A 16,038-nucleotide genomic window follows, 5' to 3' on the forward strand; every position below is an offset into this window, starting at 1 on the left:
AATTAAGTTTTTAACTTAATATTGCGCGCGGGTTCCATGCGCAAACCTGTTGATACGGTCCTTTATATGTGTATTTTATAGTATCATAACAAAATCCTGAACCCAAAAAGAGACAAGTGATTGTCTCTTTTTTATTCAAATTTTATTCCTGTATACTAAGTTATATAAAACAACGAGTAACTCTATTATATAGGATTATTCGTTGTTTTATAAAAGTGTAATTCAATAAATAAAAGCTTCTTTTTCTTTAACAGAAAAGCTTCTAACATTTCTTTTGCTCACTTACTTTTGCTATATAGGAAACTTAATATAAAAATAACGAATATAACTATTTTCTAGTCTTATTCGTTATTTAGATTTCAAAAGTGTCAAATTATTTATCAGATTTTCCAAGTGAATAAATATCTTGAATTAAAGCAATGATTGCTTTATTTCTATTTTCAATTTTTTCTTTAGTTCACTCTTTCTCAATTTTGATAATTTCAATTTTTTCATCATGGTTTTTATATTGATTTTCAAATAATTCTGGTAATTTATCTAAATATTTATCTTTTACTTCTTTAATTGTGAATTTCACTCCTGCAAAAGACATCATCGATCTTTCCGTATGTTTATATAATTTTTCATATTTCTCAGCAGGAGGATTATTTTTACCTTTGCTGTTTGCCTGCATATTTAAGACAAAACCATTACCAATAGAATCGATTAAATTAGAGTCTTTTTGTGCTTTTTCTATTTCAGGATCTTTTGAATCTTTTTGTATTTTTCTAGAATAAAAATGCTCTCAGCTTGAATTTTCACTAAATAAATTTAAAAATTTTGTTAATTCCGAATTATCTTTTAAATAGCTTCAATTTGGAAAATTATTAAAATCATTCATTAAAAAACATTCAACTCTTCTCATAAGCATTATATAGTCTTTATTGCTACTTGTAGTTCTTTTAGATGGTTCTGAAAGTCTATTTTCTATATCTTTAGCAAAAGTACTAATTATTTCTTTAAATTTACTTTGCGGATTAATTCATTTATAAAGTTCTTCTCTTAAATCTTCAATATTTTCGATATTATCACTACCATCACGATGTTGAATTTTATCAGCTCAACGTTTAACAATATCCCTAATTGATTGACCTTCGAAGTAACTTGTTTTTCAAATTCATCTAAATCTTTCGATTTCAAAAAGTCATCTTATAGCTTTATTGAAGTTGATTAAATTATCATCTTTAGACGCAAATTCATTAAAACTTATGATGTTAAATTTTTGTAAGATGCTATAAACAATTAAAAATAAAACTGTTGTATCAGCAACTTTAGTAAGGCACATAAAAGGGAAAACAAAAATTAACATATGTTTATTTGCTTCACTAATTTCTTTAGCAAATACCATTTTCTGTGAATCAAATAATTTCTCTAATTCATTAGTATTTTCAGTTAATATGAATTTAAAAATTCAAAGATCTTTTGAAATCACATCTAAAAACTTTTGAAAGTCTCCATTAAATTCTTTGTGTTTAGTTTCAATGAATTTTTTGAGAATGTAATAAGCTTTATATTCATTATTTCTTTCACTATCACAGTTAAGATTGTGTTTGTAATTAATAAAGTTAGCAAAAATTTCAATTTTCTTATCATCTTCGATAGTTTCGTCGTTTTTTACTTTATAAAAATGCTCTGATATATTTTTCTTAAATCTTTTTACACAACCAGGATGATTGAAAGGGTCTCAAAGTTTATAAATTAATGAATTAATTAAATCAATATTATTTAATCTTTGACTAAGGAGATTCATTTTTTCAAAAATTTTATCTTCATACTTACTTTGCACAAACATAATGTTGAAATAAAGATTCTCAAGAAAAACCTTAGTTAATTTTTCAATTTTTTCCTTATTAAACCCAATTTTACTATTTAAAATGCTTCAAATGTGATCTAAATTATTCTTTATTTTAGATTTAAACTTTTTTTCAATATCAGGTACAAAAACTTTCCTAATTTGGTTAATATCGCTTGAAAATAGTGTTTTTAAGTATTGATATGATTCTGATTCTTCATAATCTCTAAGATTCATTCAATGTTTTTTGTTTTTGAACATATCAGCAAAAACTTCAGGAATAAGAATTTTATGTTCATTATTAACATTATAATGGAGAATCATTTTATATAGTGCATATGAAAACAAAATCAATGTCATTGTTCTTTGTTGTCCATCAACAATGTTTAAAGTGTTGTTTATCTGTGAAAATGTTATAGAACCTAAGAAATGTTTTTTATTTTCTTCTTCGATTAAGACTTCAATATCTTCAAATAAAATATCAATTAATCTTTCATTTCAAGAATAATTTCTTTGATATAAAGGTAAGAATATTTCGTTTTTTATAGTAGAAAAATGAAGTAAATAGTTTAAATTGAACACAAAAGATTTAAATGGCGTATTATCATCAACTATATTTGAAGAACTATCTAAATTTCCATTGAATTCATAAAAACCATTTGTATAACCTAATTTATCAGGAGCGAAACTAGAATAATCAAAATGTAGTATTTCTTGATCTTTTTGTTTTTCTTTTATCCCTAATGCTGTGATAAATTTATCTAAAATTAATTTCGTATTAAACGGATTTTTTCCAGTCCAAATATAATTACAAAATTCACCTCAACGCTTTATTACATTTGCAGATCTATTTTTCTTGTTTAAATATTCATTAATTAAATTGTAGTAAGTATCTCCGAAATTCTCTATAAAGTTTTTACTAAGTGATAAAAGAATTGAATTCATTCAATTACTATCACTTATATCATAAAAAATTTCTCTTTGATTATTAGTTAAATAACTTACAAATTCCACTTGTTTTGATTTAGTTTCCTTTTTCTTAGCATTGTAATCATTAATGATATCTATATAACGATTTAATTTATTGGTGATTTTTTTAAAAATATATTCTCTAGTTGTATTTTCTCAATTCGAAATTGGATCGTCCTTTAATTTTTCGATAAATTCGTTTTTTAAATAAAAAATGGCTGGTTCATTATCTTTTGAATTTGTCTCTAAAATGTCACAAATTTTTAAAAATTGCACAACTTGGTTTAAAGTGCTCTCTGATAAGTCTTTCTTGTAAAATTCAAACTCTTCTTCAGTGCCATCTTTATAAACAATTGCATTTATTGTTAAATGACTTATTAAATCTCCATTTATATAATCATTTGAAATATGAGGGTTGTGAAGTCATTTTAAAATCGCATTGTCGAAATATCCTTGTACATTTGTACCGATATCTCAAATTTCAGTTAAGAACTTTTCTTTACTTTTTTTCGCCATTTTTATCCCCTTTATTATTTAATACATGAATATTTCAAATTGCTTCAAAAATTCTTTTTAACACATTTACATCAATTGAATTTCCTGCTTGTCTTCATAATGCTTCTTTAGTTAAAATTCCGCTATTTATAAATGGTTTTAGCTTGTCAAAATCCTTATCTTCAAATCCCATAATTTTGTAACTTTCTCTTGGTGAAACGAACCTATAGTCTAGCTTTTTAGGGTTATTTGCTTTTAAATTTAAATATCCAACATTTGGAATTCGATCTTGCTTAGTAGTTAGTGTATTAATGGTGTATTTGTTTTTATGTGCAAATTTTAGGTCATTGAGATTTCTTCCTTCCTTAATCATTCTGACTCTAGAAGGCGTGTTATTAACTAAATAATTATTTAATTCTTCAAGGTTTTTATTATTTAAATCAAAGATTTTATGATACTCTTTTTTTCTTTGCTCTAAAGTAGTTAATTTATGCTTGATACCTAAAGAAAGCAAGTATTCTTTATATTGATCATCATTTTTAAAAGGGGTTTTAATGCTTTTAAGCACGCTAATAGCAAATACCCTTTCTCTTTTTTGGAGCGACCCAAAATCATTAGCATTAAAAACTGCTGTGAAAGTTTTATAACCTAATTTTTTCAATTCCTCTTTTCATTGCTCATATTCAGCATGGTATTGATTAACTAAGTTTTTAACGTTTTCTAAAAGTAAATATTTAGGTTTATTTTTAACTTGCTTTAAAATCTTTCCAATTTGTCACACCAAATGACTTGTGCTTGAATCATCATTAATCCCTTTAGAACGCCCCATATTAGCTACCGAAAGCCCTTGACAAGGGAATGAATAAGTAAGTAGATCAATTTCATGCAAATCTAAAACTTCCCCTGAGACAGCATTAATGTCAGGGAAATTGTTATTTAAAGAGTTTGCTACAACTAATGCCTTCTTAGTTTTAATTGGTAATCTTTTAATGTATTTTATAGGAGTTTTAGAGTTGCTGCTAAAAATCCTTTGTGATAAATACTCATCAATTTTTGCTTCAGAATCAAACTTATTTTTGCATATTTTTTCAATTTTTGCTTCACTTAAGCCATTATGAATTGATGCATAAGAAATAATCGCTCTTATATCTCAATCTGATGTGGCTACTACTTCAAATTCACTCTTTATTTGCTTGTTAACTCACGAAATGCTTTTGTGCTGAGCACCTATACCAGCGAAAGCTTCAAAGACTTTAATTTTCATATTATAGGAATAGACAAAAAAGCTGAATGCTAAGCACTCAACTTTTTCGTATTTTTAAATGAATTAACAAAATGAAAAAGTGGATTTAAATCGAAATTATTATGCAAATAAGTTAAAGTGTGGTTTCTATATATATATATATATATATATATATATATGAATATATATAGAATAGGAGATATGTATGAAAAATAAAGCATTAAAAAGGAGTCTTTTAATTGTACCTGCATCAGTACCATTAATAGGACTTGTTTTGCCTCTTTCAATGAACACAAGTTCAAACAATGTGTCAATTGAAACTAGTTCAGGCGCTAGTTGAACTTTTGATCAAGTTAATATTAATGTGCAAGACAATATTTGAAAGAACTATAATTCACTTCAAACTTCAAATCATAATGCCAGATATGCCCCATATAGATATATAAATATTTTTAATTCAAACGGTAATTTGAATTTTAATGACGAAAATTCTAATTGACAATATAGAGCAGTTGGAGATTCATGATTTAGATTATTTGATGCCTCAAATCCAGGTTTCCCAAACAATGTAAATGTTTCTGATTGAACAGGAAGTGGTTACGCAACAGAAAGCGGAACACTTTATTCTTGACAAGTAGATGGTTTTAGTAATCAAAATGTAGATTATGGACCATGGTGAAATGGAAATGGATATAATCCAGGTGCCGATACCAAAAGATTTAAAATAGGTTATAACTTAGTTAATAAACCATTACATGGTTCTGCGACTCATGGTGCGCAATCAACATTCTACACAGGAGCATTTTATTTTTCAAATGATATGAAATTAGCAAGTGATATTAAAATTCACTTGTATATTAAAGTTGATGATAGAAATAATTCAACTGTTTTAAAACAAAAAACTTATACTATCAAATTAAAAGAAGAAAAAAATGCTACCTTATCTGATTATGATATTTCGCCTTGAATTGGAAAAGTACAAAAAGTGAATAAAGATTCTCTTCAAGCTTCTAAAAATGGAGATAGTTTAGAAGCATGATTAACTAATTACGCATACTTACCTTATTACCAAAATACTCCATCATCATATACAAGTGGTTTAAGTTCAGATTTGCTCCAGAAAAAAAGAACTTGAGATAATTACAAAACATCAGATAAACATAACGGAATGTATGATATTTTAGTATCTACTCCAACCAATATGTCAGATATTAGATCAAATGGATTTAAATTATCAGAAAATAGTGGTACTTGAACAAATTTTGGTTTATATCAAAAAAACCTTATTAGTAATGCGAGACCAGCAAATATTATATACAACAATCAAGGTGGTTTATTTGTCTTCAATATTGAAATGAATAAAAAGCTTGATTATTTAGTTGCCGGAGCAGTAGCAGAAGTAGAATTTGAGCCATATAATGATGTAGCTAACCCAAGTAATACAACGTTTTTTGGAAACACTGGATCATCAACAGGTAGAAAATCTTTCTTTGGATCAGCAGAATATCGTGAAAAAAATGATGATGGTGATCAAAGAATTGTTTCTGGATTTTGAAAAATAGCTGACAGATCTGAATCTCAACTTAAAAAATTCTACACTTTAGAAACTATTGATTCAGCACTTGGTTCTGATATTTATAATCCAAATAGTGATGCATTTCCAGCCACAACTTTAAGAATTACTGAAAATGGAAATTCAAATATTAATTATGACATTTCTAAAAATAGAATTAATAGAAACAAAAAAACAATTAGTACAAAAAGTATTTATCAAGATACAAAAGCAGTAAAGAACACAAATGCTTTACGGTTAAAAAGTACAATTTCTAGTGCAGATGCTAAAAAATGAAAAGTAAAAAGCGGTAGCTCATTAACATCAACTCCATTATCATCAAGTAGATTTGATAGTAATGGTATTGAATTTAGTCCAATTGTTTATACATATACCGATCTTGAATTAGCTAAAAGATATGTTGATGCTAAACAATGATTAAATAAAGGACAAAAAGATTATTTAAAAATATTATTAGATAATGAATCAGGATTTACTGCAAGTAATCAATATTCAAAAAGTGCTCTTTTAACTGAATGAAAAGCTAAAATTGATACTCTTGATAAGCAACAAAAAGCAATTGAAGAAAAATATAAAGAGATTCGTGATTTTCCTCTTAGTAATAATGTTTATGATTCAAGTTACAATGCAAATATAACTAATAAAATTATTTATGCTTTAGCTACTCAATCATCTAAAAACTCTTTAGATTCAGTAATAAGCAGAAATATTAACAAAATTAATTTCCGTTCAAGTGAATACAATACCGAATCTGGTGCAATTGATAGAACTACTTCTACAGAATATTCAATTTCTAGTCCAAGCGGTGCATCATATAATAGTTTAAAAACTTCAATGGATGCAGTTTACAATGCACTTGACAATAATTTCACTGCTGTAAAAAATAGTGGTAAAACTGAAATTGAAAAATATTTTGCAAGAGTAGCACAATATCCAATTACTGAACAAAATTCTTCAACTTATAGCGGAAATTATAATAAAGCTAAAAACCTTATTATTAAGACAATTAAAGCTCAAGTTAAAAACCTTAGTTCAAAAAGCGAACTAAATCCATTTGTTAATTTAGATGCTACAAATAAGAAAATTAATGCAATTATTGATTTAATAAGTAAAGTTAATAAATTAAATAATCACAAAAATTCAGTTAAGTCACAAATTGAAACTTATAAACAACCACAAAATGACTTTAATAATTTAGGTTCTTTTGAGTTTGCAAGTTCTACAAGTCAGATTGATTTAAAAGCTCTTGATACATTTGATAAAAACTTAACAAATGCTTCTGATAAAACTATTCAAAATATTTTTGCATCAACTGCTATTCTTACTAAGTTTTATAATGATAATAATGAAATTTTTGCTCAACAATGAATAGAAAAAGCAAAAGGTCTTGACGGTGCAATTAATGAATTTGATACCGAAATAGATAAATTTAATTATTTATACGCAAATCAAAAATCAAGTGCTAAAAACGCTTTACAAAGTGCTTTAAGTTCAAACAAGATTTTTACTTATAATGAAAATACAGCTACACTTAGTGTAAATAATGAATTTATTAAAAAAATAAATGATCAAATGACTAGTGCTTTTGCAACAGCAAAAACAACAGCTAAAAATCAAATTTCAGCATTAGATGAATTAACAGAAACAGAAAAAACTCAAGTTAAACAAGAAATAGACAATGCCACTCTTTACAAAGACAATTATGATGCAAATCAACCATTTGCTGACAAAATTTTAATAGGTTCAGATAAAAATATTAAAATAATTGTAGATAAATGAACTGATATTAATAATGAAAGAGCCAGAACCAGAATTAAAGACTATACTGCTACTTTTGATTATCCAAATAAAAATATTGAACCTACAACTGCTCAACAAAACTTAGTTTCTCAACAAAGTATTTCTCCTGATGCAAACGGTTTAGAAACTGAAATTATTTCTATTAACGGTAATAATGACACTGGAACTTTAACTGTTACTTATAGGATAGTAAAATCAAGTGATAAAACTAATGTTTATACTCAAAATAAAACCTTTGATATTACTGGTTTTGCTAATGAACAAAATCAAAAAGATGCGGCAAAAAAAGCAATTGATAATTATAAATATTTAAATGATGCACAAAAAACAGCACTTAAAAATGAAATTGATCAAGCTAATCTAGATCAATTAGATCAAATTGCACAAAATGCAAGTGATTTAAATGATGCAATGAAAGCTTATAATGATGCAACTAATAATATTGAAACAATTAAACAAAGTACAGATTATACTCAAGCAGATAATCAAAATGCATTAGATAATGCTGTAAATCAACAAAAAACTGATGTTAATAAGACTCAAGGATCTAATTTATCATTACAAGAAGTTAAAAATAGAACTAAAGCAATTCAAAATGCAATTAGCAATTTAAATGGTGATGAAAGATTACAAAAAGCTAAAGATGATGCAATAGCTAAAATTAATTCTGATTATTCATCATTAACTGATAAACAAAAAGAAAAAGCAATTGCTTTAATTAATGAACAAACAACAATTGATGGTGTTACTAGTCAAGATGGAATTAATAGTGCATTAAATTCATCAATGAAAACCTTACGTGATTACATAGAAAATCAAAATAATGTAACAGCAGGTAATAATTATACTTATACCACTAACGCTTTAAGAGAAGCCTATGATGGTAATCCAACTAAAGATGGTAATCAAAAAGGCGGAGTAATTAAAGAAGCTGAAGATTTATTAGATGCTTTAAATACTGACAATAATGATAATTTAATGAATAAATCTAATATTGATTTATTAAATAACAAAATTCAAACTGCAATTAATAATTTAAATGGTCAACAACGTTATGAGAAAGAATTAGCAAGATTAAATGATTTATCTCTTGCTTTAGCTAAAGTTAAAGATGCAAATCAAGCTACAGATACAGCAAGTGAAGTTGACACTAATGAAGTTGAATTCATTGCTTCAACTATGCCTGAAAATGTAACTACTGTTGATTTAGTTATTTCAAATACAAATGAAGTAACAGGTAAATTAGACTTAAGTTACAAATATCAATCAACTAAAGAAAATCTTGAAACCGTTAAGTCAACTAAAGTTTATACATTAAATAACAATAATGCTTTAAGTACTCTAACAGAAGAAGTGAGATTAAATAATTTAATTGATAATGATAGTGTTGCAAAAACTATTTCATTTAATGGTAATAATCAAAATCAAGTAGCTGTTGAAGAAGTAAATACTTCTAGCTTTATAGGAACAATCGATCCTACAAACGAAGCTGAAATTGTAATTGAATCAGTGGAAGAAGATCCAAATGATCCGCACGCTGTGCTTGTAACTTACAAATTGCAATCGACTAAAGATAATTTAGGTGATCAAACAGTTGTTTCAAAAACTAAACAAGTTAAAATTGACGGCTTTATGAGCAACAAAGAAAAAGAGCAACAAACAATTAATACTTATACAAGCGCTAACTTTGTAGGAACTCCAGATAGCAAAAAATTAGCTTCATCATTTGTTGCATCACCACGTAATGTTAATATTACTTTTGCAACAAATGATAATGCAAATCATACAAATGAAACTATTGAAATTCAATCAGTTAAATCATGAGATGATGTTAATGGTACATTAACTGCTGTTTTTGTAGTTAAAAGCAATAAACATGGTGAAGAATTAACTTCTACAAATAAAGAAATTACTATTACTGGTTATTTCACAGAAGAACAAAGATTAAATAATTTAATTGACAATAAAGACAAAGAATTTAACTTTAGTGGCACAAAAGCTAAAGATAAAACTACTGTTGATGAAGTTACTAAAGATAATCTTTCAGGTTATTTAGCAGAACAATTAAATGGTCAATTAACTAATATTAATAATCAAAATAATGTTGAATTAGTAATTGATGAAATTACTAAGAAAAATCCGGATGGAACTATTACTTTTAATTATCACTTAAAATCAACTAGAAGTGATATTCAAAACAACACTGTAGTTTCTAAAACTTTAAGTGCTACAATGTCTGGATTCCAAAGTAATTTAGATCGTGAAAAAGCTGATTTAGATGCCAAAACTAATGATGATCTTAATGTAGTTATTGATAAAACTCAAATGGCTTCAAGTTTCAGTCCAGATCAAATTCAATTAAATCCTAAAGATAATATTATTAGTGTTGTTGATAAAACAATTACAGGTTACAATGATGTAATTGGATCAATTAAACTTACTTATAAACTAAAAAGTAATAAAAATGGTCAAGATGTTTATTCTGAACCAAAAGAAATTATTATTACTGGACTTAAAACTGAAGCTCAAAGATTAAATGAACTTTTAAATAACTTAGTTGAAGGTGATATTACTTTCAACGGAACTAAAAATAATCAATTACCTTCAGTTAGTCCAGCTAATGATAAAGCTAATTATTCATACGATGAAACTAAACAAAACACAAATAAAGCTAGTGCATTTATTAATTCAATTACACCAGATGATTCAACTGGTCAAAATACTTTAAACTTAAAATTAGTGACAACTAAAACTCAAGATGAATTAATTTCAAATTGAAATGTAACTAATTATGAAGCACCAGAAAGTCAAAGCAAAGACTTAGTAATTACTGGTTTCAGAACACAAGCTCAACAAAACAAAATTGATCAAGATGCTGAAAAAGCAAGATTAACTAATTTAGTTGCTAATGCACAAATTACTTATCCAAATGGTGATCAAATTTTAGCTTCAAGTTCAGTAGTTAGTGCAATACATAAAGTTATCAATTCAACAGATAATAATGCTGAAATTATTATTCAAAATATTACTGATCAAAATGACTTAAATGGTTCAATTACAGTGGCTTATGTAATTCATAGTACTAAAGGTGGTATTTACGAAAATGTAAACACTGATGTACAAACTGTTGTTTTAAACAACTTTAAAACTGAGCAACAAAGATTGGATGCTTTATTCTTAAATAAAGTTGCTACAGCTTCATTGACTGGTATTGACACTGCAAACTACAGACAATATTTACCAGAAGAAGTTTTAGATCATTTAACTTTAGCTGTTGCTGATTTAGAAAATGCTAGGGTAGAAATTGTTTCAAAAACACCAAATAATCAAACTAATAGCATTGATTATAAATATCGTTTAGTTTCAACTAGAGGAATGGTTAGTGGCCATGATCTGAATACTGTTACATCAACAGAAACTAAATCAGGATCATTAGTTGGCTTTAAAACTTTAGCACAAGCTGAAAAAGAAAGACTAGATAAGCTTAATCCAAATGCAACTGATGATGGTTATACTCATACAATTGATTACTCAAATAGAAATCAAATTCTTGCTTCAAAAGTGCAAATTAGCGATCAAAATTGAACTTGAAGTGTAGAACCAAATACTGATCATACTTTTAGCGACCAAAAAATCATTGCTTATGATGATATTACTGGTAAATTAAGAGTAAGATACAAATTGCAATCAACTAAATCAGGTTTATCTGATGTTAAATCAGAATATAAATATGCAACCTTAACAGGTTATAAAACTGAATTAACCAGATTGAATGATTTAGTAAAACAAGCTAATCAACCAGTTGCTATAACTGCAAAAGATGAAGCTAAAAAAGATGGAACAGATCAGAAAAAAGCTTCACAATTAACTTCTGATGATTTCAATGCTACCTTAACAGAATACGGGCAAAATGAAAATGTTAAAATTGAAACAATTTTAGACACTCAAAATGCTAACAATGAAACTGGAACAATTCAATTAGGTTATAAATTAATTTCTACACGTCCATTAACTGGTACAGATGGTTTAATTTCAGGAACTTGAGATGATACGCCTCAAGAAGCACCTACAATTAAATCTGAAACTTCAAATCCATTATCAAGTTTTGATGGTTATGTAACTAATAATGATGAAGAAGAAAATAGAATTGAAAGATTAATTGCTAATTTAGTAATTGATTATCCAGGTAAAGAACAATGATTACCTCTTTATAATCAAACAAATGTTATTCCTTCTGGAGTACAAGTAAAATTAAGTAATAATCGTGAATTAAATGCCGAAGGTATTTCAATCAAAGAAAATTCAATGAAAATTGTTACTCGTGATGATAGAAAAGGTGAAATCACTGTTAGTTATACTTTAGTTTCAAATTCAAGACAAGATGTTGAAGTTGAAATTAATCAAACTAGAAGTAAAAATGCTAATACTATTACAGGTTTCAAAACCGAATTACAAAGATTGGATGAATTAACTTATAGTTGAGAAAATGCAATCCAAAACAAATCAACTATCAGTCCATCTGATGTTGATTTAAGTAATATTACTCCAGTTTCAACTAACGATGATCAAGCTAAAGATGTTGTAATTACAAGTTTTGATGATAGAACAGGAACTTTAAATGTTCAATACAACATTTACTCAAAACGTACTGATTTAACTGATATTCATGTAGTTAATAAAGCTGCACAAATAACTGGTTTACAAACTGAATTACAAAGATTAAATGCTTTAATTGTTAATGATCAAGTATCTAAAACAATTAATTATGTACCAAATGATAAAACACAAATCAAAGCAAGTTCATTAGTTGCCAAAAAAGCTGAAGTACTTGCAAATAATGATAATTCATACTTTACAACCTTAATTCAAGATCCAGCTACTTCAAAAGCAAAAATTATTATTAAAGATATTACTTCTGATGATGAAACTGGACAATTAACTGTTAAATATGTATTGCAGTCAACCAAAGATAATTTAACTGATATTGATTCAGATACTGAAAATACAGTTGAAATTTCTGGTTTCTTAAGTAATTTACAAGAAGCTAAAAATAATTTAAAAGCTAAAATTGATGAATTAGTGCAAAATAATAAATTAACTAGCGAACAAGCTCAAGCACTTAAAGATAAAATTGATAGCAATGAAACTGATTCTATTGATAAAGTTAACAAAATCGAATTAGAAGCAGATAAACAAGTTTTAGTTAATGAGGTGGAAAAAGATTTTGTTCACTTAAACAAAGCTCAATTAGCTGATGTGATTAACAAAATTAATGAAGCTGCAACTCTTGAAGAGGCAAAAACACAAAAAGCTGCAGGTCAAACCTTAGATGATAAAATGGCTAAATTAGATGAAATAGTTAAAAACTATGAAGCTAAAAAACAATTAGATAAATATACCTATGCTTCAGAAACACCTAAAAATGCTTTTGACAAAGTAATTGAAGATGCTAAAAAATTATTAGATAAAACTAATGCTACCGATTTAGGTACAGATAATTTAGATAATTGAATTGGCAACGAGGAAACTAACACTAAAGGTGAAATTCAAACTAAATATGAAGCTTTAGATGGTGATATTCAAAAAGCTATTGAAGAAGTAACTGATAATGAATACTTATCTCCAAAACAAAAAGAAGATTTAATTAATAAACTTAATTCATTAGATCCTAATACTTTAGAAAAAGCTAATGATGATGGTACTAAATTAACTTTAAACGATATTAAAGATGAAATTGCTCAAATTGAAGCTCTTAAAAAAGAAGCAATTAATCGGATTAAAGCATATGAAAACTTGAATCCACAACAAAAAGATGCATATATTAATCAAATTAAATCAAGCGATAACAATCAATTAGAAACCATTGAAAATAATGCAACTGCTTTAGATAACAAAATGCTTGAGTTAAAACAAGCAATTGAAAATGTTAAAGATGTACCTAATTCAAGTGCATATCAAAACGCAGATCAAAATAATAAAGATGCTTTTGATAATGCATTAAATGTTGCAAACAAAATTAAAAATGGTAAAGAAAACACTGATCCAAATGATACATTTAATTACAACGCAAATTTAGATGCAGTACAAAAAGCAATTGATGATCTTAAATTAGCTAATACCAATATTAATCGTGATGAAGCTCTTAAATATGTTGACAATGCACCATATTTAAGTGCAGATGAAAAAGTAAAATTTAAAGAACAACTTAACCAAAATCCAATCACAGATGAAACTATTGCAAAATTAAAAGAGCAAGCACAAATTATTAATGATGCCAAAAAAGTTTATGTAGATCAAATTAAAGCAATTGATAATAATGATTTAGATCAAAATAATAAAGATGAATATATTAATCAAATCATTAATAAAGAAATGACATTGGATGAAAATAATGTAATTACTAATCCAGAGGAATTTAGCAAAATTGTTTTTGATGCACAAAAAGAAGCTTTAATGAATAAAATAGAAAATAATGTAAATCAACCTGATTTACCAAATATTCTTAATCCAAAACAATTAAATGAAGCTAAAGAAGCAATTAATAATGCAACTGATTTAGCAGAAGCTCAAAAAGCTTATGAAGATGCAATTAATTTAAGTAAAAAAATGGCAGCTTTAGATGAATTAGTCAAAAACTATGAAAAATCAATTGCTGATCCAAATAACACAAAATACAATAAAGCTGATAATAAAGAACAATTTGATAATAAATTAACTGAAGCTAAAAAATTATTAACATCAGATTCAGATAATGGAGTTGATAATAAATTATTGGAAGATTTATTATCAAATAATGACAAATCGTTACAGCACTCATATGAAGAGTTAAATGGTTTAGAAAATGATTTAATTGAACAAATTAATAATTCAGAAGTTTTATCACCAAATGAAAAAGCTGATTTAATAGCTCAAGTAAATAACATTGATAAACATAATGATGAACCAGGTCAAGTAGCTACATTGCAAGAGAAACTTAATAAATTAATTGCTGATAAAAACAATAATATTAAAGCTATTCAAAATCTTGAAAATCTGAATCAAAGTCAAAAAGATGATTTAATTAACAGAATTAAAAATAATGACTTGATTGATAACCCAGCAATTTTAGATGAAGCTCAAAATCTTGATAATAAGATGAAAGAGTTAAAAGATGAAATTGGAAAAGAAAACATAATTAAAGGTTTAAGCCACTATAACAAAGCATCTGAAGAAAAACGTAATAACTACGAAAATGCTTTAAATAATGCTAAAAAATTAGTGAATAATGAAACTCCAAATGGTTATAATAGTGCAAATACTTCATTTGCTGAAACTCAAGAAATTTTAGATAAACTTAAACAAGCTTTCAAAGCAATTGATGATGAAGCTAAGAAAATTAATGATTTATATGATAAGTTAAATGCCAAAATTATTGAGTACCAAAAAGATGTTGATAATAAAGAATTGCCAAAAGAAATTCAAGACATTTTAGATGAATTAGTTAATTATGGCGAAGATGTTAATGGCATTGATAAATTGATTGAATTAATTAAGCAAGGTAAATCGCTTAAATCATTACACGAACAATGAAATAATTCAGATGTTAAAAATCCTGACACTGAAAAAGCAATTGAAGACTTAAATGCTAAAATTAATTCAGTTACTGAATTAATTAATTTAATTGAATCAAGCAATTTAAATAGTAAATTAGATACAAGCAAAGATTTTGTTCTAAATCACAATCAATATAATATAAACTTTGCAGAAGCTGAAATAAGTTATTTTGATGCTCTTAAAAATGTTGATAAAACTAAATTTATTGATGCAACTAATAAGTTAGAGCAATTAGAACAAACTAAGTTTGTTGAATTTGCTAATAGTATCTTAAATACTTCATATTTTGATACTTATAAACCAGAAAGCAATTTAAATAAAAAATTAATTAAAGAATTATTAAAACTTAATTATTATCCATTAAATAAAATGGAAAAATCATTATTTGAAATACTATTAAAAGAAAAAGCAGGTGTTGAAGAAAAATTAAGTTGACTTTGATATTTAGCTTTAGGTTTAAGCACAACTCTTGCAGCTATAATGATTGGCGTTTTAGTTAAAAAAGTAAAAAATAATTCTTAATTTTAAATTAAA

3 protein-coding genes are annotated in these 16,038 nt (G+C 26.3%); 1 reads left to right on the plus strand and 2 read right to left on the minus strand.

Annotated elements, in window-relative coordinates:
- Positions 1-373: 373 nt before the first annotated feature.
- Positions 374-3,316: a DUF262 domain-containing protein gene (locus EXC51_RS00480; RefSeq protein WP_129620025.1), complete on the minus strand. Its 2,943-nt coding sequence runs from the start codon at positions 3,314-3,316 to the stop codon at positions 374-376.
- Positions 3,300-4,559, minus strand: coding sequence for a DNA (cytosine-5-)-methyltransferase (gene dcm, locus EXC51_RS00485; protein WP_129620026.1), 1,260 nt, complete (start codon positions 4,557-4,559; stop codon positions 3,300-3,302). The genes EXC51_RS00480 and dcm overlap by 17 nt, the downstream gene beginning before the upstream one ends.
- A gap of 184 nt (positions 4,560-4,743) precedes the next feature.
- Here dcm and EXC51_RS00490 point away from each other — a divergent pair, with 184 nt between their 5' ends.
- Positions 4,744-16,026 carry a lipoprotein 17-related variable surface protein gene (locus tag EXC51_RS00490; protein ID WP_129620027.1) on the plus strand — a complete coding sequence of 3,761 codons (11,283 nt, stop codon included), beginning with the start codon at positions 4,744-4,746 and terminating at the stop codon, positions 16,024-16,026.
- Positions 16,027-16,038: the final 12 nt, after the last annotated feature.

The organism is Mycoplasmopsis gallinacea, from assembly GCF_900660495.1.
In the GTDB taxonomy this organism is placed as follows: Bacteria; Bacillota_I; Bacilli_A; order Mycoplasmatales; family Metamycoplasmataceae; genus Mycoplasmopsis; species Mycoplasmopsis gallinacea.